Raw genomic sequence first — 21,935 nt, 5'->3', positions numbered from 1 at the left:
GTTCCTCCCGCGGTCATCGGAATTCGTAATCGCGCGAAGAACAAACTATCATTTTCTCGACAGGCCGGAACCCGATAGGCGGTGCCTCCATGACGATGCTGTCCCTTCCGCTCGATCGCGAAGCGACGGATCCCCGACTGCTCCGCCAGGCGCTCGGGCGCTTCGCCACGGGCGTGACCGTCATCACCACCAAGACCCCGGACGGGAAATACGAGGGCCTGACCGCGAACTCCTTCTCGGCCGTCTCGCTCGACCCGCCGCTCGTTCTGTGGAGCCTGAGGCTCGCCGCGCCGTCGCTCCCGGGGTTCAAGGCGGCGGGGCATTTCGTGGTGAACGTGCTCTCCACCGCGCAGAGCCTGACCTCGCGCCACTTCGCGACGCCGCGCCACGACAAGTTCGAGGGAGTGCGGTTCTCGGCCGGAATCGCGGGCTGCCCGATGCTCGACGAGAGCCTTGCGATCTTCGAGTGCCGCACGGAAAGCACGATCGAGGGCGGCGACCACATGATCTTCATCGGGCGGGTCGTCCAGGCGCATTACCGCGAGGGCGAGCCGCTCATCTTCGCGGCCGGCAAATACGGCACGCATGCGCCGCTCGACGGCGATTGAGCGGGCCGTCGCAGAAGGACAACGGGGAGCGCGCTTGATCAGGGCTGCGGTGGCCGGACTCGGCTGGTGGGGACAGCACATCGTGCGGCGCATGGCGGATTCGGACGCGATGCGGATCGTATCCGCGGTCGAGACGAACCCGGAGCGCGCCGCCTTCGCGGCTGAGCACGGCATCCGGTTCGCGGCCTCGCTTCCGGAGGTCCTGGCCGATCCGGCGATCGACGCCGTGATCCTCGCCACGCCGCACGCGCTCCATGCGGAACAGGTGCTTGCCGCCGCCGCGGCCGGGAAGCACGTGTTCTGCGAGAAGCCGCTCGCCCTCACCCGTACCGACGCGGAACGCTCCGTCGCGGCCTGCCGGCGCGCGGGCGTGATGCTCGGGATCGGCCACGAGCGGCGCTACGAGGCCGCGGTCGGCGAGCTGCGGCGCCTGGTCCGGGCCGGCGCGCTCGGAACGATCATGCATGCGGAGGCGAATTTCAGCCACAACAAGCTCGCGCAGGTCCCGGAGACGGACTGGCGCGCCTCGCCGGCCGACGCGCCAGCAGCCGGCATGACGGCCATGGGCGTGCATCTCACGGACCTCTATCTCGACCTGTTCGGGCCGATCCGGGAGGTCTTCGCGGCGACGGCGAGCCGGGTCGCGTTCAGCCGGACGGGCGATGTCGTCTCGGTGCTGATGCGCTTCGAATCGGGCGCGACCGGCTACCTGAACGCGATCCTGGTCACGCCGCTCTATATCGGGCTGACGGTCTTCGGTTCGGAGGGCTGGGCCGAGATCCGCAACCACACGCATCCCGACACGCCCGGCCCGGCCACCTTCACCGTGCATTACCGCGACGGCCGCCGCGAGACGCGGGATTACGAATGGCTCGACAGCGTCCGGACGGGTCTGGAGACCTTTGCCCGCGCGATCGCGGCGGGTGCGCCGTACCCGTTCACGGATGCCCAGAAGATCGGGAACGTGGCGGTGCTGGAGGCGATCTGCCGCTCCGCCGCCGAGAACGCGCCGGTGCCGGTCGCTGCCGTTTCCGCCTGACCCGCAGCAGAGGACAGAGATGCCCCGCCTTCCCGATATCGAGCCGGACCGGCTCACGCCCGAGCAGCGCCGGGTCTACGACGCGATCCTGTCCGGCCCCCGCGGCGTGGTGCAGGGCCCGCTCCGGGTCTGGGTGAACAGCCCCGGCCTCGCCGACAAGGCGCAGGCGCTCGGCGCATTCTGCCGCTACGGCACGAGCCTGCCGCAGCGCCTGTCGGAACTCGCTATCATCACGACCGGCGCGCATTGGCAGGCCGGCTTCGAATGGGCCGTGCATGCGCCCATCGCGCAGGAGGCGGGTATCGATATCGAGGCGATCGAGGCGATCCGCACCGGCCGCGAGCCGGACCTCCCCCGCGCCGACGAGCGTGCCGTCTACATGTTCTCGTCCGAGATCCTGAGGACGCGGCGCGTGTCGGACGAGACCTTCAGGTTCGCGCTGGAGACCCTCGGCCAGGTCGGGCTCGTCGATCTCGTCGGCGTGCTCGGCTATTACGGGCTCATTTCCATGACCATCAACGCCTTCGAGGTGCCGCTGCCCGACGGCGTGGCGGACCCGTTTCCCGCCCGGTCCGGGTAGCCCGCCCGCTCCCGGGACCTGTGCCGAAGAGCACCCGCCCCCGTCCGGCATTCCGCCCTGCCTTCTTCGTCGGAAGATGGGCGGATCGGCGTGAGATGCCGACAGGCCTGTGCACGAAGCTCAGGAGGTAAGTTCCCGTTAACCATGGCTGCCGCAGCCTGGAGCGGCCGTCCTAAGGCGGAGGGCCTCGCCTGGCACTCCGCCTGCATGGGCGAAGCAAGAACGAACGGGCGAACACGATGGGGGATCTCCGCACGGCCGGCTCGCGCCGGCTCGCATCCGCCTTGCTGTGTCTCGGGCTCGCTCTGGCCGCGCCCGCGCGGGCGGAGGCTCCGGAGCCGCTGCCGGTCGCGCCGGCGATCGCGCTCGGCGGTGAGGACGACCGCCCGACCACCGCCTGGAAGGAGTTCTGCCATCGCCTCCCGGCGGAATGCGAGGTGAACACGGCCGAGCCCGAGCTCTTGACCCTCACGGCCGAGAGTTGGGCTCTTATCAAGCGCATCAACCTGCAGGTGAACGAGACGATCCAGCAGGTCACGGACCAGAAGCACTGGGGCGTGAACGACCGCTGGGACTATCCCGACGACGGCAAGGGCGATTGCGAGGACATCCAGCTGCTGAAGCGCCGGCTCCTCACCGAGGCGGGTTTGCCGCGCCGCGCCATGCGCATGACGGTGGTGATCGACCGGCGTGATGCCGGCCACGCCGTGCTGACCGTCCGGACCGACAGGGGCGACTTCATTCTCGACAACGAGACGGATCTCGTTCTTCCCTGGAACAAGACCGGGTACGACTTCGTGAAGCGCGAGGGCTCGGACGGGCTCGCCTGGGTGGCGCTCGGCGGCGGGGAGCCGAACCGCATCGTGGTCGCGAGCCGTTCCGTGAGCGGTGCCGGCGGACCCGCCGCGGGCGCGCCGACTGCCCAGCCGATCCGCTGACGGCGGCCCGGGCGCGACGCTGCCGCGGAGCATCGGGATGGGACAGGGCTCGGTCGGCATCGTCGGTCTCGGGATCATGGGCGGAGCTATCGCCCGCAACCTCGTCGAGCGCGGCTGGCGCGTGGTCGGGTTCGACGTCAGTCCCGAGCGGCGGGACGAGGCGCAAGCGCATGGGGTCGCGCTCGCGGCGGACGTCGCGGAGCTCGTGCGGCAGGCGCCCCTGATCCTGACAAGCCTGCCGGGCCCGGAGGCGGCCGCGGCGACTGCGAAGGCCATCGCGGCAGCCGAGGCCGGGCCGCGCGTCGTCGCGGAAGCGAGCACGCTGGCGCTGGAGGATAAGCTCGCTTTCGAGACGGTGATGGCGGCGGCAGGTCATGCCGCGCTCGATTGCCCGCTCTCGGGCACGGGCGCGCAAGCCCGGAGCCGCGATCTCGTCGTCTATGCGAGCGGCGCGAGAGACGCGATCGCGCGGGCCATGCCGGTCTTCGCCGATTTCGCGCGCGAGGCGCATGATCTCGGCCGCTTCGGCAACGGCACCCGCATGAAGCTCGTCGCGAACCTGCTGGTGGCGATCCACAACGTCGCTTCCGCGGAGGCGATGGTGCTCGGCATGAAGGCCGGGCTGGATCCGGACCAGATCGTCAAGCTCGTCTCCGGCGGCGCCGGCACGTCCCGGATCTTCGAGCTCCGCGCGCCCATGATGGCGGCGGACCGCTACGAGCCCGCGACCATGAAGACGGCAATCTGGCAGAAGGACATGGACGTGATCCGCCGTTTCGCGGCCGAGCTCGGCGTGGAGACGCCGCTCTTCTCCGCCTCCGGCCCGATCTACGAAGCCGCGGTCGCGGCGGGGCTCGGGGCCGTCGACACGGCCTGCGTCTGCCGCGTCATCGAGAGCCGCTCGGGGCTCAGGCGCCGCGAGCCCGCCTGATCAGGCGCCGAGGAAATCGAGAAGCGCCGTCTCGGCCATCACGGCCTCGGGCGAACGGTGCCGCTCCGCCCGGAGACGCTCCGCCTCCGAGACGAAGTCCCGCTTCATGTAGGTGCCGAGCCGGCGCGCCTGCTCGACCATGCGCCGTCCCATCTGGAGCCGCTCGGCCTCGAACCGGGCAAGCGCGGCCTCGATGCTGCCTTCGGCCGTCAGCATGTCGGCGAGGCGCATCGCGTCGTCGGCCGCCTTGGCGGTTCCGGCACCGACATGCGGCCGCGCCACGAAGGCGGCGTCACCGATCAGCGCCACGCGGCCGAACGCCATGTGCGGGCTTTCCAGATCGTAGATCGGCTGCAGGAAGGGCTGCTCCGTGAGCCGAATGATCTCGCAGAATTGCGGCGGGAACACTTCCTCGGCATGCGCCCGCATCTCGGCGATCGCGGCCCTTGCGATCAGCGGCGGCGGGATGGACATCTCGTGCCTGTACCCCGTCTCGTCGGTGAGGAGGCGGGGCAGCTCGGTCAGCTCGTCGGCCGGCCGGTACCAGACGAAATTGTAGCGGCGCCGGCCGGCCTGGTCCGCGGAGCCGTCGCCCGCCACCGGGTAGCCCAGGATCTGCTCCTCTGGCGGCAGGCCGAAGGAGAAGAACCCGAACATCTGCCGGTGGAGATCCGGCGGAAAGGCCTCCTCCTCGACGAGGCCGCGCCAGGCGACGTAGCCGGCATAGAGGGGCCGCGTCTGCGGCGCGAAAGTCCGGCGCACGCTGGAACGGAACCCGTCCGCACCGACCAGGAGATCGCCCGTCGCGGCGCCGCCGTCGGCGAAGCGCGCCGTCACGGCCGAGCCGTCCTGCTCTACGCCGACGAGGTCGCGGCCGAGATGGTAGCGCCCGCCCGGGAAGCCCGTGCGCAAGATGTCGAACAGCCGGTTCCATGAGGTCGCGACCTGAGGCCGGAGGGCCTGCGCGATCACGCGGCCCGACCGGTCGAGCGTCTGGCGCCGGCTCACGTCGACGCCGAGATCGCGCGTCAGTCCGAGGCCGAGAGACCGCAACGCGGCGACGACCTGCGGCTGGACCACGATGCCCGCGCCCCGCGCCGCGAGCTCGACGGGCGAGCGCTCGAAGACCTCGACGTCCCAGCCGTCGCGAAGGAGCCGGATCGCGGCGAACAGCCCCCCAACCGAGCCGCCGATCACCAGCGCGCGCCGCCACGATCCCATCCGGCTTTCCCCCTTTTGTTTATCGACCGATAAACTCGGCTCGGCCTGGGATCAAGCCTGCCGGGCGACCGCCTCCTTCACGGTCGCGGGGAAGCCCTGGAGGAAGCTGTCGATCGCCATCTCGATGAAGCGGGGCAGCGGTGTCTGCGGCACGATCCCGTACACGTTCTCCCTGACGCCGTAATAGAAGATGCCGCCGTGGAAGAGCCAGTAGCCGTCGATCTCGGCGGCCGTGATCGGCGCCTGCGCAGGATCGGGAAGGCCGGCCATCATCCTGACCTCCTCGCAGACCCGGCGCAGGACGTGGTCCTCCACGAAGGAGATCCACCACCGGTTGATGTCGAGGCCGCGCAGGCCCGAGAACATGTAGATCCGCATCCATTGCGGCTCGAACACGACCCGGGCGAAGTCCTCGTAGAAGGCGATGAGCCGCTCGCGCAGCGGCATCTCGCGCCGGCCGAGGAGTTCGATCCATTCGCCGCGCCAGCGGCTGAGATAGACCTCCTCGTAGACGGCCCGGATCAGCTCGTCCTTGGACGGGAAGTAGCGGTAGATCAGCGGCTGCGTGACGCCGAGCCGCTCGGCGAGCCCGCGCGTCGCGCCTTCGAAGCCGAATTCGGCGAAATAGGCGACCGCCGCCTCGACGATCTGCTTTCGACGATCGGCGGGCGGGAGCCGGCGGACGGGCTTTCTCGGCGCCGCGACGGCTCCGCTCATGCGGCGGAGCCCTTGCGCCGGCCCGCGATGCAGGTCCTCATGGCCGCACCCTTGACACCCGCCCGCTTGATGATCAAGTGCTAAATAAAGCGTAAAGGGAGGCTGACATGTCGATGGCGATGACACCCGGCTCGGCGGTACCGCGCGGACCCTGGCCGCAATGGCTGAAGGACGACCTGGCTCGGGCCGAGCAGAACGGCTGCGTCGGGACGGAGCTCGTCTCGGAGGACGAGCGCGTGCGCGTCTGGACCATCCGGCTGAAGCCGGGCGAGCGCATCGGCTTCCACAAGCACGTGCTCGACTACTTCTGGACGGCCCTCAATCCCGGCCGCGCCCGCTCCAACCATGCTGACGGCACGACCTACGAGACCGAATACTACGCCGGCGAGACGCAGCACGCGCGTTACGCGGCCGGCGAGTACAAGATCCACGACTTGGAGAATATCGGCGAGACGGACCTCCTCTTCTCGACCGTCGAGTTCAAGGACAGCGCGAACAAGCCCCTGCCGATCCCGGATTCGGTGCGCCTGCAGCCGCAGAAAAGGGCGGCCTGACCGCGACGCCAGCCCGGCGCGCCGCTCTTCGAGGCCGGCCTGGCAACCGAACAGCCTCTCGGCACGGAGCTTGCTGGAGAGGGCGTCGCGCCGCCCCGTCCCGGGTGACGGCGCTCGCTCACCCCGGACGAGGTCTCTCCCGATGCTGAGGCGTAACCTGCTCACCGGCGCCGTCCTGGGCACGGGCGCCGCCGTTGCGATGCCGCATGTGGCCCGCGCCCAGAAGTCATTCAACTGGAAGATGACCAATGCCTACGGGCCGGGCTCGCCGTTCTATGTGACCGGCCCGGGCAGCCCGACCGACTTCTGCGCCATGGTCAAGGCGATGTCCGGCGGGCGCCTGAATATCCAGCACTTTGCGGCGGGCGAGTTGATCCCGGCGTTGGAGGGCTTCGACGCGGTTTCGGCCGGCACTGTCGAGATGAATGCGGCGAACAGCTATTTCTGGGCCGGCAAGGTCCCGGCTGCGCAATTCTTCACCACCGTGCCGTTCGGGCTGAACTTCCAGGGGCAGACCGCCTGGATCATGCATGGCGGCGGGCTAGCCCTGTGGGAGGAGCTCTACGCGCCCTTCAACCTGGTGCCGATGCCGATGGGCAATACCGGCGTGCAGATGACGGGCTGGTTCAGGAAGCCGATCGAGAAGGTCGAGGATTTCCAGGGCCTCAAGATGCGCATCCCGGGCCTCGCGGGGAAGGTCTACGCGCAGCTCGGCGTCGACGTGAAGCTGCTCCCCGGCGGCGAGATATTCCCGGCGCTCGAGCGCGGCGTCATCGACGCGGCCGAGTTCGTCGGCCCGTACCAGGACCGCAGGCTCGGGCTGCAGAAGGCCGCCAAGTATTACTACACGACCGGCTGGCACGAGCCGAACAACGTCACCGAGCTGATCGTCAACAAGGCCGCCTGGGACTCGCTGCCGGAAGACCTGAAGCAGATCGTCCGCACGGCAGCGGCGGCCTGCAACACGATCAGCCATACCTGGTGCGAGGCGACCAATGCCGAGGCGCTGGACGACCTGAAGAAGCAGGGCGTGATCGCCGGACCGCTGCCGCAGCCCGTCATCGAGAGGCTGAGGGCGGTGACCAAGACCGTGCTCGACGACCTCGCCAAGGATGCGAAGATCAGACGCGTCTACGACAGCTTCACGGCTTTCAAGGCGAAGCACGATTCCTGGGCCGGCGTGTCCGAAGCCGTCTTCCAGAGCCAGATCCGCGCCTGATCCATATGCCGGAACGTCTGGAGCGGTGGGCTCGGGGCCTCGACGCGATCGTCGAGGCCTCCGGACGGATCGCGTCGTGGAGCGGGCTGGCCCTGGTCCTCGTCATGGCCGCGAACGTCATCATCCGGTACGTCTTCCGCACCGGCTCGGTCGCCATGCAGGAGCTCGAATGGCACCTGATGGCGCCGCTCTCGCTGCTCTGCATCGCCTACGCGATCAAGCACGAGGGCCATGTCCAGGTCGACATCCTGTACGGGCGCCTGCCGCGCCGCGTGCAGGAGGCGATCGGCCTGTTCTCCGCGCTCGCGGCAGTCGCCCTGTGCCTCCTCCTGGTCTGGCTGTCGCTGCCCTATGTGATGCAGTCCTACCGCGTCGGAGAAGGCTCGCCGGACCCCGGAGGATTGCCGCACCGGTGGATCCTCAAGGCGCTGATCCCGGCAGCTTTCGTCCTCCTCGGCCTCCAGAGCGTCGCCTCGGTGCTGCGTGCGCTCGGCCCGTTCCTGGGCGGCCCGCACCGCGACGTGCCCGCCACGGTCACCATCAATGCCCCTTAACGAGATCCTGGCTCTCGGCTGCATCGCGTCCTTCTTCATTCTGCTCGCGATCGGGGTCCCGGTCGCGCTGACGCTCGCGATATCCGGCTTCGTCTTCGGCTGGCTCGGTTTCGGGTCTCTTCTGTTCAACCTGCTGCCGGCCCGCATCTACGGGGTGACGGCGAACTACACGCTGATCGCCATCCCGCTCTTCGTGTTCATGGGCGTGATGCTCGAGAAGTCGCGCATCGCCGACGAGTTGATGGAGGTGATCGGCCACGTCTCGGGCAACCTGCGCGGCGGGATGGGCATCGGCATCATCCTGGTCGGCGTGCTGATGGGCGCGACCACCGGGATCGTCGGCGCGACCATCGTGACGCTCGGGCTCCTGACCCTGCCGACGCTGCTCCGCCGCGGCTACGACAAGAGCCTCGCCTGCGGCACGATCTGCGCCTCCGGCACCCTCGGTCAGCTCATCCCACCCTCCACCATCATCATCCTGCTTGCCGACATCATGGGTCAGTCGGTCGGCACGCTCTTCGCCGCCGCCGTGCTGCCCGGCCTGCTGCTGTCGGGGATCTTCGTCGTCTGGATGCTGCTGGTCGGAATCATCTGGCCGGCTAAGGTGCCTCCCATCCCGGTGGACGAGCGCAAGGCGCTGCCTCGGCAGGAGCTGCTCCTCAAGGTCTTCAAGGTGGCGCTCCCGCCGATCGCGCTCGTCCTCGCGGTCCTCGGCTCGATCATCGGCGGCATCGCGGCCCCGACCGAGGCGGCCTCGATGGGCGCCGTCGGCTCGATCCTGGTCGCGGCGCTCGCCCGCCGCCTCTCCTGGAGAACGCTCGTGGACGTCGTCCACACGACGGCGCGGGTGGTGGCCGTGATGATGTTCATCCTCATCTGCAGCCAGGTCTTCGCACTCGCCTTTCGCGGCCTGCAGGGCGAGCAGCTCGTGCATGACGTGTTCCAGATGGTGCCGGGGGGCGCCACCGGCGGCCTCGTCTTCATGCTGGCGCTGATCTTCGTTCTCGGCTTCTTCATCGAGTGGATCGAGATCAGCTACATCGTGGTGCCGATGTTCCTGCCGATGATCATCGGGGCGGGTCTCGACCAGGTCTGGGTCGCGACCCTGATCGCGGTCGTCCTGCAGACCTCGTTCCTGACGCCACCCTTCGGCTGGGCGCTGTTCTACCTGCGCGGCGTCGCCCCGCCCGAGGTCACGACGCTCGACATCTACAAGGGGGTGGTTCCCTTCATCTTCCTGCAGCTTTTGGCGCTGGCGATCTGCTTCGCCTATCCGGGCATCGCAACCTGGCTGCCGAAGGCGATCGGCTGGTAGGGAGGGCTGCGGCCCACCCCGCGCAGGCCGCGATCCGATATCCCGGCGCGGCCCCGGACGGCGAAATCCTCGCGGAACCGCTTGACCGCGGCGGGCGCTTATTTAACATCCGCTCAACAAGGGCCTGAGCCCACGGGGGAGGCGACGAGGCGCCAGCGGGCGCCGCCGGGATCCTCCCTACCGAATCGCGGCCGGACAACCCGGCGCAAGGGAAGGAATGCATGGGGATCCAGGTCGGCAAGGCGGCCATCTACGAGGCTGCCGAGAAGCTGAAGAACTGGGGCCGCTGGGGCGCCGAGGATCGCATCGGCACGCTCAATCACGTCACGCCCGAGATGGTCCGCGAGGCGGCGAAGCTCGTCCGCACCGGCCAAGTCTTCGCGATGGGTATCCCGCTCGACAACAAGGGGCCGCAGAGCGGGCTCTTCGGCGGACGCTGGAATCCCATCCACACGATGCTCGCCACCGGTACGGACGCGATCGCCGGCCGGTTCGACCACACGAACAAGCTGCGCTATGCAGACGACGCCCTGAACATGCCGGTCCAGGCGGCGACGCACTGGGACTCGCTCGGGCACATCTTCCTGGACGACAAGATGTATAACGGCCTCGATGCGCGGCTCGTCGACGGCGGCGGCGTGCAGGAGCTCGGCATCGAGCATACGCGCGCCAAGATGGTGGGCCGCGGCGTGCTGCTCGACGTCGCCCGCTACAAGGGCGTGGACTGGCTCGATGACGGCTACGGCATCTCCAATGACGAGCTCGACGCGACCGCCAGGGCGCAGGGCGTCGAGGTGCGCAAGGGCGACTTCGTCATCATTCGGACCGGCCAGATGGAGCGTTGCCTGCACGAGGGCAAATGGGGCGATTATGCCGGCGGCGATGCCCCCGGCGTGAAGTTCGAGAACTGCTACTGGTCGTACGCCAGGGAAATCGCGGCGATCTGCTCCGACACCTGGGGCGTGGAGGTGCGCCCGAACGAGACGACGGAGGTGCAGCAGCCCTGGCACTGGGTCGTCATCCCGGCGATCGGCCTCACGATGGGCGAGATGTTCTACGTGAAGGAGCTCGCCGAGGCCTGCGCCGCGGACGGCGTCTACGAGTTTTTCTTCACGGGGCCGCCGCTCGTGATCTCCGGCGGCACCGGCTCGCCGATCAACCCGCTGGCGATCAGATGAAGGCCCCGGCCTTCGATTATCTCGCTCCCACCAGCCTCGCCGGAGCGCTGGCGGCGCTGGCGGAGCATGGCGAGGCCGCGAAGCTGATCGCGGGCGGGCAGAGCCTCGTTCCGGCCCTCAACCTGCGGCTCCTCGCGCCCGGAATTCTGATCGACCTGAACGGCATCGGGGAGCTGAAGGGCGTCTCGGTCCAGAACGGGCACCTGCGGCTCGGCGCGATGACGCGCCATGTCGAGCTCGAACGCTCGCCCGTGATCCGCCAGCATGCTCCCCTCCTCGCGGAGGCGATCCGCCATGTCGCGCATCCGGCGGTCCGGACGCGGGGTACGATCGGCGGCAATCTCTGCCATGCGGATCCCGCCTCGGAACTACCCGCCTGCATGGTGGCACTCGGGGCCTGGTTCACCCTGGCAGGACCGGACGGCGAACGCCGCGTGCCGGCGAATGCGTTCTTCAAGGGCGTATACGAGACAGATCTCGGTCCCGACGAGATCCTGACGGCAATCGAGGTCCCACAGGCAGGTACCAACCGACGACACGCGTTTCTCGAGCTGGCGCGGCGCTCAGGCGATTACGCACTGGTGGGCATCAGCTGCACGGCGGAGATGGACGGAGACATCATGGCCCGCCTTCGCCCCGTCTTCTTCGCGGCCGGGCCGCACCCGATGGTGGCGGACCATGCCGCCTCTGTTCTGAACGGGCGCAAGCCGACGGCGGCGCTCGTCCAGGCCGCGGCCGCCGCTCTCGCCGACGATCTTTCGCCGGAAGGCGACCTGCAGATCAGTGCGCACACCCGCATTCACCTGGCTCGCGTCATCTTCCGCCGGGCCGTCGCTCGGCTCGTGCCCGAGGCGGGGCTCGATGGCCCGCAGGAGGTGGCAGCGTGACCCCGCGCCCTCTGTCCTTCATGGTCAACGGCGAGACCGTCCGGCTTCTCGTCGACCCGCGCCGGCATCTCGGCGACGTCCTGCGCGAGGATCTGGGCCTCACGGGCACGCATCTCGGCTGCGAGCACGGTGTCTGCGGCGCCTGCACGATCCGACTCGACGGCGAGATCGTCCGCTCCTGCCTGACCCTTGCCGTGCAATGCGAGGGCGCGCGCGTCGAGACGATCGAGGGCCTCTCCGATTCAGGCGAGGTGGCCGACCTGCAGGAGGCGTTCCGCAACCGCAACGCTCTGCAATGCGGCTACTGCACTCCGGGCATGATCGTGACGGCGCAGGACCTGCTGCTCCGCCATCCCGAACCCACCCGCGAGGAGATCCGCGAGCACCTGTCTGGCAATTACTGCCGCTGCACCGGCTACCACGCGATCGTGGACGCGGTCGCGGCGACCGCGGCGGGCCGGACCGCCAAGGGGAGCGCCGCGGCGTGAGCGCGAAACTCGACACCACGGGCCCGACCGGCCTCTCCGAGCTCGACCGGCCGAACTCCTATATCGGCCGTTCCGTCCCGCGCCCGAACCTCACCCGGCTCACGCAGGGCAGAGGCCAATATGTCAGCGACGTGGTGCTGCCCCGCATGGGCCATGTCGCCTTCGTGCGATCGCCGCACGCCCATGCGCGGATCGTGTCGATCGAGACGGCGGCAGCCAAAGCCGCGCCCGGCGTGATCGCGGTGGTCACGGGCCGCGAGCTCGCGGGCGTCTGCACGCCCTGGATCGGCGTCCTCACACACCTGAAGGGGCTGAAGTCGGCGCCGCAGCATCCAATCGCGATCGAGAAGGCCTCCTGGCAGGGCGAGGCCGTCGCGGCCGTCGTGGCCCAGACGCGCGCCCAGGCCGAGGATGCGGCCGAGCTCGTCGCCGTGGACTACGAGGAGCTGCCGGTCGTCACCGACATGGAGACGGCGCTCGATCCCGGGACGCCCGTGATCCATCCGGAGCTCGGCGACAATCTCGCCTGGGAGCGCCTGCACGTCGCCGGCGATCCCGACGCCGCCTTCGCGTCCGCCGACCACGTGATCGAGGCGACCTTCGGGTTCGGCCGGCATACGGGGGTCACGCTCGAGCCGCGCGCCGTGGTCGCCGACTACAATGCCGGCGATGGCCGCCTGACCGTGTACCAGGCGACCCAGGCGCCGCACATGATCCAGAACATCCTGGCGAAGCACCTGGACCTTCCCGAGAGCCAGGTGCGGGTCCTGTGCAAGGATGTCGGCGGCTCCTTCGGCATCAAGGTCCATGTCTATGCCGACGAGGTCGCGACGGCCGCGCTGTCCAAGCTCCTGCGCCGGCCGGTGAAGTTCGTGGCCGACCGGATCGAGAGTTTCGTCACCGACATCCACGCCCGCGACCACCGCGTGAAGGGCCGGATCGGCGTCATGAACGACGGCACGATCACGGCCTTCGAGATCGACGACTTGACCGGCATCGGCCCGTATTCGATGTATCCGCGCACGAGCGCCATCGAGGCGAACCAGGTCGTGAACTTCACGGGCGGGCAATATACCTGCCCGAACTACCGCGCGCTCGCCCGGGTCGTATTCCAGAACAAGAACGTCACTTGCCAGTACCGGGCCGTCGGGCACCCGATCGCCTGCTCGGTCACCGAAGGGCTCGTCGATCTCGCGGCGCGGCGGATCGGCATGGACCCCGTCGAGATCCGCCGGAAGAACGTGATCCCGGACGACGCCTATCCCTGCCAATCCTCGGCCGGCATGAAGTTCGAGCGCCTGTCGCACCAGGCCGCGCTCGAAAAGCTCCTCGACATGATGGATCTCGAGGCGCTGCGGGCCGACCAGGCGGAGGCGAGGAGGCGGGGCATCCATCGCGGCATCGGGATCGCGAGCTTCATCGAGGTGACGAACCCGTCGGCCGCCTTCTACGGCGTCGGCGGCGCGAGGATATCCTCGCAGGACGGCGTCACGGTCCGCATGGACGCCCAGGGCTCGATCCATGTCGCATCGAGCGTCACGGAGCAGGGACAGGGCGCCGAGGCCGTGACCGCTCAGGTCGTGGCGACGGCCTTCGGGGTGCCGATCGAGCGCGTCCGGGTGGTCACGGGCGATACGGACAACACGCCCTATGGCGGCGGCACCTGGGCTTCGCGCGCAGCCGGCATCGGCGGCGAGGCCGCCTGGCAGGCCGGCAAGGTCCTGCGCGGAAACGTGCTCTCGGTCGCGGGTGCAATCCTGCAGGCGCAGGCGGAAAACCTAGATATCCGCGACGGCCTCGTCGTCGACGCCGAAACCGGGCGCGAGCGCATGCCGCTCGATGAGGTGGCTCGCATCGCGTATTTCCGGCCGGACACGCTGCCGCCGGGCGTCCAGCCGGAATTCGTCGCCACCCGGCACTACGTGCCCAAGCGATATCCCTTCGCCTTCACCAACGGCATCCAGGGGTCCTATGTCGAGGTCGATGCGGAGACGGGCTTCATCAAGCTCCTGAAGCATTGGTGCGTGGAGGATTGCGGCACCATCCTCAACCCGCAGCTCGTGGACGAGCAGGTGCGCGGCGGCATCGTGCAGGGGCTCGGGCCCGCCCTCTACGAGCACTGCCTGTATGACGAGCACGGCCAGCTCCTGAACGGCAACATGGCCGACTACCTCGTGCCGATGGCCTTCGAGATGCCGGATATCGAGGTCGGGCATGTCTCGACGCCCACCGGCGAGTCGGAGCTCGGCGCCAAGGGGGCAGGCGAGGCAGGGACCGCCGGCGCCGCGGCTGCCGTGATGAACGCCGTCAACGACGCGCTCGCCCCCTTCGGGGTGGTCCTCACCTCCATCCCGATGACGCCAGAGCGAGTGCTCAGGGCGCTCGGGCGGGTCTGACCGCATCAGAAAGCCTGATGGCGGCGAGCAGGGATTATTGTTTCACTTGCCGCGGCAGGCGCCGGTAAGCCCAGCCGAGGCCGGACAAGGCTACGGCCCCTCGCCGGGCCGCAGGGGGCGGGACAGGGAGGAACGGATGACGACAGACGATTTCGGCAATGCCGGGTTCAGCCGCCGGCGTGCTCTCGCCACCGGCGCGGCCGGCCTCGCTCTCGCGGCCTCGTCCTTCCGCATCAACATCCTCAAGGCCCAGGAAGGCCCGATCAGGATCGGCTTCCCCTGCCCGCTGACCGGGCCCTACGGCGCGGAAGCGCAGAACCAGGTCATGGCGGCGCAGCTTGCCGTGCAGGAATTCAACGATGCCGGCGGGCTGAACGGCCGCAAGGCCGAGCTGCTGCCGCGCGACGACAAGCTGAACCCGGGCGAGGCCGCGACCCGTACCCTCGAGCTCATCGAGAACGACAAGGTGAACTTCATCGTCGGCAGCCTGTCGGCCTCGGTCCAGCTCGCGATCAACAACATCACCAAGGAGCGGAAGGTCATCTTCAACTCCATCAGCCAGTCGGACGCCATCAACGAGGCGAGCGACTTCAGCCGCTACACCTTCCACGAGGCGATGAACCCGCACATGACGGCGGGCGCGGTCGGCCGTTACGCCTTCAGCAAGCTCGGCAAGAAGGTCGTCTATCTGCTGGCCGACTACGCCTACGGCTACGAGATGGCCCGGGGCTTCCAGCGGGCCGGCAAGGACTTGGGCGCCGAGACGCTCGCCGAGATCAAGCACCCGCTCGGCACCACGGACTTCTCGACGCTGCTGCCGCGCATCCAGGCGATGCGGCCCGACATCCTGTGCATCATCAATTTCGGCCGCGACCAGCAGATCTCGGTCAAGCAGGCGACCGATTTCGGGCTGAAGCGCAACACCAAGATCATCGTGCCCGTCATGCTCTACACCGCGCGCGTCGCGGGCGGCGCGCAGGCCTTCGACGGAGTGGTCGGCGGTACGTCCTACTACTGGGGTCTCGAAGACAAGGTCGCTTCGGCCAAGAAGTTCAACGACGCCTTCCGCAAGATGCACAGGGGTGCGATCCCGACCGATTACGGCGCCATGGGCTATGGCGGCGTCCGCACCCTGCTCGAGGCCGCCAAGATGGCCGGCACGACCGACACCGAGAAGGTCGTCGACGCGATGGAGGCGCTCAAGTACGACTACTACAAGGGGCCGCAATACTACCGGAAATGCGACCACCAGTCGGTGCAGTCGGTCTTCATCCTCCAGTCGAAGTCGAAGGACATGAAGACGCCGGAGGACGTGTTCGACATCGTCCATACGGAGGAGCCGAGCGAGTCCGTGCTGCGCTCTTGCGCCGAGCTCGGCCACAAGGCGTGACACGCTCCGCCTTCATCCCTCCCCCTTGGGGGGAGGGTCGAGCCGGAGCGAAGCGGAGGTCCGGGGTGGGGGTCGTTCCCCTTCATGCCCCGGCGATGTTCCACCCTGCACCACCCCCACCCGGCTCGCGCCTTCAGCGCGAGTCCGCCCTCCCCACAAGGGGGAGGGGAGAACGCCCATGCTAGCCGGCCTCACGCCCGATCTGATCGCGCTCCAGCTCTTCACAGGCCTCGCGCTCGGGGCGGTCTACGTCCTCCTGTCCATCGGACTGTCGCTGATCTTCGGCATGCTGACCGTCGTGAACTTCGCCCACGGCGCGTTCTACATGATCGGCGCCTATATCGGCCTCTACGCGCTCTCCATCGGAGCGAACTTCTGGGTGGCGCTGCTCGTCGTGCCGGTCGCGGTCGGGCTCGTGGGGCTCGCCGTCGAGCGCGTGCTGATCAGGCCGCTCTACGGCCGCGGCATCGACTACCCGCTGCTTCTCACGTTCGGCCTCGGCTACGTGATGATCGAGGTGGTACGCATCATCTTCGGCCGCACCGGATACCCGTTCGACACGCCGGAGCTGCTGCAGGGCGCGGTCGACATCTGGGTCGGCTACTTTCCCCTCTACCGGCTGTTCATCATCGCGGCGACGGCCGTCGTGCTGGCCGGGCTCTATCTGTTCCTGGAGAAGACGAGCTTCGGCCTCATCATCCGGGCCGGCGCGCGCGATCCGCAGATCGTGCGCATCCTCGGCGTCGACGTGTCGAAGGTCTGGCTCATCGTGTTCGGCATCGGCACCGGCATCGCCGGCCTCGCGGGCCTGCTCGCCGCGCCGCTCCAGGGCGTCGCGCCCGAGATGGGGGCGACGATCCTGGCGGAGGCCTTCGTCGTGACGGTGGTCGGCGGCATGGGGTCGCTGCTCGGCGCGGTGCTGGCCGGGCTGCTCGTCGGCGTGGTGGTCAGCATGACATCGCTCTTCGCGCCCGAGATGGCGAAGGTATCGATCTTCGCCCTGATGGCCGTGGTCCTGCTCGTCCGTCCGCAGGGCTTCTTCGGCCGCGCCGGGCTGATGAGCTGAACCGATGTCGGCCGAATTCGCCACCTCCCGCATGGAGACGGCGCCCGCCTCGACCGGCGCGCGGCTCCTCGACCTCGCCGAGCGCCACCGCGTGCTGCTCGCCGGGATCTTCCTCCTCGTCTTCCCGCTCGTGCTGCCGTTCCATGCGCTCGCGATCGTGATCCTGACCTACGGGCTCTACGCGCTCGGCTTCAACCTGCTGTTCGGCTATCTTGGTCTGTTGTCCTTCGGGCATGCGGCGCTGTTCGGCGGTGGCGCCTATCTCTGCGGCATATCGCTGGTCCATTTCGGCGCGCCCTGGTGGCTCGGCATCCTGGCGGGCACGCTGGGCGGCGTGCTGATTGCCACCCTCATCGGATCGCTCGCGATCCGCACCCGCGGCATCTATTTCGCCATGGTGACGCTCGCGCTCGCGCAATGCGTCTACTACCTCTTCTACCAGGCAGTGGACTGGACGGGCGGCGAGAACGGCCTGCGGCTGCCCTCCGTGACGGCCATCAGCCCGTTCGGCATCCCGCTGAACTTCGTCGACCCGCTCACGCGCTACTACGTGGTCGCCGCCTTCGTCTTCGCGAGCCTGTTCTTCCTGTCGCGCATCCTCGCTTCGCCCTTCGGGGCGGTGATCGAGGGCATTCGCGAGAACGAGGCGCGCGCACGCGCCTGCGGCTACGACGTGACCCGGACGCGGCTCGTCGCCTTCGTGCTCTCGGGCGCCTTCTGCGGCCTCGCCGGCGCGCTCCAGGCGCTGCATCTGGCGATCGTGCCGGTGGAGATGCTGGCGATCGAGACTTCCGGCCTCGCCGTGATGATGTGCCTGCTCGGCGGCATGGGCACGTTCTTCGGCCCCTTCGTGGGCGCGGCCGTGTTCCTGATCCTGGAGAACCTCGTCTCGGTCTACACCGTCCACTGGCAGCTCGTGGTGGGCGTGGTGTTCATCGTCTGCGTGCTGTTCTTCCCGCGCGGCATCTGGGGGTCGATCCTGCACTGGAGCCGCCGATGAGCGCGCCTTCCTCCGACGTCATCCTGCGCACCGAGCGGGTCGGCCGCTCCTTCGGCAAGTTCGTGGCGCTCAAGGATGTCTCGGCCGAGTTCCGCCGCGGCGCGCTGACCTCGATCATCGGCCCGAACGGAGCCGGCAAGAGCACCTATTTCAACCTGCTCTCCGGCTCGCTCGCGCCCTCCACCGGCAAGGTCACCTTCGAGGGGAAGGACGTCACGGGCCTGCCGCAGCACCGCTTCGCGCATCTCGGCATCGCCAAGTCCTTCCAGATCACCAACGTGTTCCCGCAGCTCACCGTGCGCGAGAACGTCCGCATCGCCGCCCAGGCGCTGAAGACGCGGTTCGACATCTGGCGGCCGCGCGCCGCCATGACCGAGTTCATCGAGACGGCGGACGAGCTCCTGAGGACCGTAGGCCTCTGGCACCGCCGCGGCGAGCTCGCCTCCGCGCTTGCGCATGGCGAGCAGCGCGCGCTCGAGATCGGCATGGCGCTCGCGTCCAGGCCGCGCCTGCTTCTCCTCGACGAGCCGACGGCCGGCATGAGCCCGGAGGAGACGCGCACCATGATGGATCTGATCGTGCGGCTTGCCTCCGAACGCACGGTGATCCTGGTCGAGCACAAGATGAAGCTCGTCATGGGCATCTGCGACAGGCTGCTCGTGCTCCATCACGGCGAGCTGCTCGCGGAGGGCACACCGGACGAGATCCGGCGGAACGAGACCGTGAAGCGCGTCTATCTCGGCCAGCGGGAGCACTGAGCATGATCCCGCAAAACGGGCACCGGCTGGCGGACAAGATCATGCTCGCGGGAAAAGGCGAGTTCTGAGCCATGTTGCGGGTCGAGGGGCTGAACGCCTGGTACGGGCCGAGCCATGTGCTCCAGGGGATCGATCTCGAGATCCGCCGGGGCGAGATCGTCTGCCTGATCGGCCGCAACGGCGCCGGCAAGACGACGACGCTGAAATCGATCATGGGCCTTCTGCCCAAGACGACGGGCAGCATCGTCTTCGAGGGCCAGGAGATGCGAGGGCGCCCGGCCCATATCCGCTACGGGGCCGGACTCGCCTATGTGCCGGAGGAGCGCCGCATCGTCCCGGGCCTTACGGTGCGGGAGAACCTGAGCCTCGGTCTCGTCGCCTCGCCGCTGAAGAGCCGCGAATCCGAGCTGATCGAGCGGACCAAGCGCATCTTCCCGCGCCTCGCGGAACGGCTGGAGCAGACCGCCGTCACCATGTCGGGCGGCGAGCAGCAGATGCTCGCGATCGCGCGCGCCATGATCTCCGAGCCGAAGCTCATCATGATGGACGAGCCCTCGGAAGGGATCATGCCGGTCCTGGTCGACGAGATGTTCGAGCTCTTCAAGGCCATGAAGGCGGAGGGCCAGACGATCCTGCTCGTCGAGCAGAATGTCGAGCTCGCCCTCGGCATCGCCGACCGCGCCTATGTCGTCGATCAGGGCGTCATCGTACACGAGGCGACGGGCGCGGCGCTTCTTGCGGACGCCGAGATCCAGGAACGCTATTGTTCGGTTTGAAACTCCGTCATTCCGGGCGCGCTGCAGTGCTCCGCGGTGCAGCGCAGACCCGGAACCCACCCGGCACGCGAGACGTGGGTTCCGGGTTCGATGCTCCGCACGCCCCGGAATGACGGCCGAGTGATTTAGGAGCCAGCCATGCCACAGGTGCTGAAGCGCGGCCGCAGCGCCGACGAGAAGGCGGAGGACGACGCCAAGACCCGCGCCGTCGTCGAAGGCATCCTGGCCGATATCGGAGCGCGCGGCGATGCGGCCGTGCGCGAGATGTCGAGGAAGTTCGACGGCTGGGACCGGGACGACTACCGGCTCACAGATGCCGAGATCCGCGACTGCCTGAGCCAGCTCTCGGCGCGCGACATCGAGGACATCAAGTTCGCCCAGGCGCAGGTGAAGAACTTCGCCGAGCACCAGCGCGCGGCCCTGAAGGACATCGAGGTCGAGACGCTGCCCGGCATCGTGCTCGGCCACAAGAACATCCCGGTGAACTCGGTCGGCTGCTACGTGCCTGGCGGCAAGTATCCGCTCCTCGCCTCCGCGCATATGTCGGTCGTCACCGCGAAGGTCGCGGGCGTGCCCTCCATCGTGACCTGCGCCCCGCCCTTCCAGGGCAGGCCCGCCCCGGCCATCGTCGCCGCGCAGCACCTTGCGGGGGCCGACGTGATCTACTGCCTCGGCGGCGTCCAGGCCGTGGGCGCCATGGCGCTCGGCACGGAGACGATCCAGCCCGTCGACATGCTGGTCGGGCCGGGCAACGCCTATGTGGCGGAGGCCAAGCGCCAGCTCTTCGGCCGGGTCGGCATCGACCTCTTCGCGGGCCCGACCGAGACGCTCGTCATCGCCGACGACAGCGTCGATGCGGAGCTCTGCGCGACCGACCTCCTGGGCCAGGCCGAGCACGGGCCGAACTCGCCCGCGATCCTCCTCACCACCTCGGAGAAGCTCGCGCGGGAGACGATGGAGGAGGTCGAGCGCCTGCTCCAGATCCTGCCGACCGGCGCGGTCGCGCGGCAGGCCTGGGAGGATTACGGCGAGGTGATCCTCTGTGCGGACGACGACGAGATGGTCGCCGAGGCCGACCGCATCGCATCCGAGCACGTCCAGGTGATGACGCGCGACCCGGACTATTTCCTGGAGAGGATGACGAATTACGGTGCGCTCTTCCTCGGGCCGCGCACCAACGTGGCCTACGGCGACAAGGTCATCGGCACCAACCACACGCTGCCGACCAGGAAGGCGGCGCGCTACACGGGCGGGCTCTGGGTCGGCAAGTTCCTCAAGACCGTGACCTATCAGAAGGTCCTGACGGACGAGGCCTCGGCCATGATCGGGGAGTACTGCTCGCGCCTCTGCATGCTCGAGGGCTTCGCAGGCCACGCGGAGCAGGCGAATATCCGGGTGCGCCGCTATGGCGGCCGCAACATCCCCTACGCGACCGCGGCCGAATGAACGCTGTCTTGGCTGCCCCGGTCCTCCCGTCCTTCCGCCTGGACGGACGGCGCGCGCTGGTGACCGGCGCAGGACGCGGCATCGGGCTCGCGGCCGCACAGGCGCTGGCCGAAGCCGGCGCGGAGGTCACCCTCGCGGCCCGCTCCGCCGGGGAGATCGGAGCGGCGGCGGCCGAGATCCGGACCCGAGGGGGGCGGGCCGAGACGCTGGCGGTCGACGTGACGGACCTCGCCGCCTTCGCGGCCGCGGTCGCGCGGGCCGAGCCCTTCGACATCTTCGTCAACAATGCCGGGACCAACCGCCCGAAGCCCTTCGCGGAGGTCTCGGTCGAGGATTACGACGCCGTGATGGACCTGAACGTCCGGGCCGCCTTCTTCGCCGCGCAGGCGGTGGTCAGGCGGATGCTGGAGGCAGGCCGCGCCGGCTCGATCATCAACATGTCCTCGCAGATGGGCCATGTCGGGAGCGCGCGCCGCACGATCTACTGCGCGTCCAAGCACGCGCTGGAGGGCCTCACGAAGGCCATGGCGGTCGAGCTCGGGCCGCACGGCATCCGCGTCAACACGCTCTGCCCCACCTTCGTCGAGACGCCGATGACGAAGCCCTTCTTCGAGGACGAGGCGTTCCGGGAAAGCGTCCTCTCCAAGATCAAGCTCGGGCGCCTCGGACAGGTGCAGGACCTCACCGGCGCGATCCTGTTCCTGGCCTCGGATGCCTCGGCCCTGATGACGGGCTCGGCCCTCCTCGTCGACGGCGGCTGGACCGCGGAATGAGCGCCGTCCGGCCCATCAGGAAACCGGATCGGGCAGACCAGTTCTTATCATTTCACCGCGCGAGCTCCGGGCCGTAGAGCGGCTGCGACCCGTTCGTTTTT

General features: G+C 68.7%; 22 protein-coding genes. 20 read left to right on the top strand and 2 right to left on the bottom strand.

All coding sequences use genetic code 11. From position 1 onward, the window contains the following. Window positions 1-89: 89 nt before the first annotated feature. The 5 genes from HJG44_RS00930 to HJG44_RS00910 all read left to right on the top strand — a co-directional run bounded on the left by HJG44_RS00930 (window position 90) and on the right by HJG44_RS00910 (window position 4,096). A complete protein-coding gene (locus HJG44_RS00930) occupies window positions 90-608 on the top strand; it encodes a flavin reductase family protein (protein WP_171216474.1) in 519 nt (172 codons plus the stop codon). A gap of 34 nt (window positions 609-642) precedes the next feature. Further along, window positions 643-1,647: a Gfo/Idh/MocA family protein gene (locus tag HJG44_RS00925; protein ID WP_171216473.1), complete on the top strand. Its 1,005-nt coding sequence runs from the start codon at window positions 643-645 to the stop codon at window positions 1,645-1,647. A 19-nt stretch (window positions 1,648-1,666) separates the two neighbouring features. Continuing rightward, window positions 1,667-2,227, top strand: coding sequence for a carboxymuconolactone decarboxylase family protein (locus tag HJG44_RS00920; RefSeq protein ID WP_171216472.1), 561 nt, complete (start codon window positions 1,667-1,669; stop codon window positions 2,225-2,227). Window positions 2,228-2,466: 239 nt separating this feature from the next. Further along, complete coding sequence (locus HJG44_RS00915; RefSeq protein WP_171216471.1) at window positions 2,467-3,165, top strand: transglutaminase-like cysteine peptidase; 699 nt, start codon at window positions 2,467-2,469, stop codon at window positions 3,163-3,165. A 37-nt stretch (window positions 3,166-3,202) separates the two neighbouring features. Then, window positions 3,203-4,096, top strand: a complete 894-nt coding sequence (locus tag HJG44_RS00910; protein ID WP_171216470.1) for an NAD(P)-dependent oxidoreductase — start codon at window positions 3,203-3,205, stop codon at window positions 4,094-4,096. On the opposite strand, the gene HJG44_RS00905 is transcribed toward HJG44_RS00910, so the two are convergent. Then, on the bottom strand, window positions 4,097-5,317 hold the full coding sequence (locus tag HJG44_RS00905) for an FAD binding domain-containing protein (protein ID WP_171216469.1): 1,221 nt from the start codon (window positions 5,315-5,317) through the stop codon (window positions 4,097-4,099). A 51-nt stretch (window positions 5,318-5,368) separates the two neighbouring features. Then, on the bottom strand, window positions 5,369-6,034 hold the full coding sequence (locus HJG44_RS00900) for a TetR/AcrR family transcriptional regulator (protein WP_171216468.1): 666 nt from the start codon (window positions 6,032-6,034) through the stop codon (window positions 5,369-5,371). Window positions 6,035-6,147: 113 nt separating this feature from the next. Between HJG44_RS00900 and HJG44_RS00895 the strand changes: the two genes are divergently transcribed. The 15 genes from HJG44_RS00895 (at window position 6,148) to HJG44_RS00825 (ending at window position 21,834) form a co-directional block, all read left to right on the top strand. After that, window positions 6,148-6,588 carry a cupin domain-containing protein gene (locus HJG44_RS00895; RefSeq protein ID WP_171217238.1) on the top strand — a complete coding sequence of 147 codons (441 nt, stop codon included), beginning with the start codon at window positions 6,148-6,150 and terminating at the stop codon, window positions 6,586-6,588. 142 nt (window positions 6,589-6,730) lie between these two features. Further along, window positions 6,731-7,807, top strand: coding sequence for a TRAP transporter substrate-binding protein (locus tag HJG44_RS00890; RefSeq protein ID WP_171216467.1), 1,077 nt, complete (start codon window positions 6,731-6,733; stop codon window positions 7,805-7,807). A gap of 5 nt (window positions 7,808-7,812) precedes the next feature. After that, window positions 7,813-8,361, top strand: a complete 549-nt coding sequence (locus tag HJG44_RS00885) for a TRAP transporter small permease subunit (protein WP_171216466.1) — start codon at window positions 7,813-7,815, stop codon at window positions 8,359-8,361. Next, window positions 8,351-9,676 (top strand): TRAP transporter large permease, encoded by a 1,326-nt coding sequence (locus HJG44_RS00880; RefSeq protein WP_171216465.1) that lies wholly within the window; start codon window positions 8,351-8,353, stop codon window positions 9,674-9,676. The genes HJG44_RS00885 and HJG44_RS00880 overlap by 11 nt, the downstream gene beginning before the upstream one ends. Before the next feature lie 221 nt (window positions 9,677-9,897). Next, complete coding sequence (locus HJG44_RS00875; protein WP_171216464.1) at window positions 9,898-10,854, top strand: cyclase family protein; 957 nt, start codon at window positions 9,898-9,900, stop codon at window positions 10,852-10,854. Continuing rightward, complete coding sequence (locus tag HJG44_RS00870; protein WP_171216463.1) at window positions 10,851-11,741, top strand: FAD binding domain-containing protein; 891 nt, start codon at window positions 10,851-10,853, stop codon at window positions 11,739-11,741. The genes HJG44_RS00875 and HJG44_RS00870 overlap by 4 nt, the downstream gene beginning before the upstream one ends. A gap of 20 nt (window positions 11,742-11,761) precedes the next feature. Beyond that, entirely contained in the window at window positions 11,762-12,229 is a 468-nt protein-coding gene (locus tag HJG44_RS00865; protein ID WP_171217237.1) for a (2Fe-2S)-binding protein, read from the top strand. Next, window positions 12,226-14,625, top strand: a complete 2,400-nt coding sequence (locus HJG44_RS00860; RefSeq protein ID WP_171216462.1) for a molybdopterin cofactor-binding domain-containing protein — start codon at window positions 12,226-12,228, stop codon at window positions 14,623-14,625. The genes HJG44_RS00865 and HJG44_RS00860 overlap by 4 nt, the downstream gene beginning before the upstream one ends. A 136-nt stretch (window positions 14,626-14,761) precedes the next feature. After that, entirely contained in the window at window positions 14,762-16,015 is a 1,254-nt protein-coding gene (locus HJG44_RS00855; protein ID WP_171216461.1) for an ABC transporter substrate-binding protein, read from the top strand. Between the two features lie 178 nt (window positions 16,016-16,193). Next, complete coding sequence (locus HJG44_RS00850) at window positions 16,194-17,081, top strand: branched-chain amino acid ABC transporter permease (protein WP_171216460.1); 888 nt, start codon at window positions 16,194-16,196, stop codon at window positions 17,079-17,081. Window positions 17,082-17,085: 4 nt separating this feature from the next. Continuing rightward, entirely contained in the window at window positions 17,086-18,081 is a 996-nt protein-coding gene (locus tag HJG44_RS00845; RefSeq protein WP_430395007.1) for a branched-chain amino acid ABC transporter permease, read from the top strand. Further along, window positions 18,078-18,839, top strand: a complete 762-nt coding sequence (locus tag HJG44_RS00840; RefSeq protein ID WP_171216459.1) for an ABC transporter ATP-binding protein — start codon at window positions 18,078-18,080, stop codon at window positions 18,837-18,839. The genes HJG44_RS00845 and HJG44_RS00840 overlap by 4 nt, the downstream gene beginning before the upstream one ends. Window positions 18,840-18,910: 71 nt before the next feature. Then, window positions 18,911-19,615: an ABC transporter ATP-binding protein gene (locus HJG44_RS00835; protein WP_171216458.1), complete on the top strand. Its 705-nt coding sequence runs from the start codon at window positions 18,911-18,913 to the stop codon at window positions 19,613-19,615. A gap of 138 nt (window positions 19,616-19,753) precedes the next feature. Next, window positions 19,754-21,061: a histidinol dehydrogenase gene (gene hisD, locus HJG44_RS00830; RefSeq protein ID WP_171216457.1), complete on the top strand. Its 1,308-nt coding sequence runs from the start codon at window positions 19,754-19,756 to the stop codon at window positions 21,059-21,061. Window positions 21,062-21,069: 8 nt separating this feature from the next. Beyond that, entirely contained in the window at window positions 21,070-21,834 is a 765-nt protein-coding gene (locus tag HJG44_RS00825) for an SDR family NAD(P)-dependent oxidoreductase (protein WP_430395003.1), read from the top strand. Window positions 21,835-21,935: the final 101 nt, after the last annotated feature.

The sequence above is a fragment of the Enterovirga aerilata genome, assembly GCF_013044135.1.
Lineage (GTDB): Bacteria > Pseudomonadota > Alphaproteobacteria > Rhizobiales > Beijerinckiaceae > Enterovirga > Enterovirga aerilata.
The sequence above is the reverse complement of the archived record's forward strand: the minus strand, read 5'-3'. Positions and strand labels throughout refer to the sequence as shown.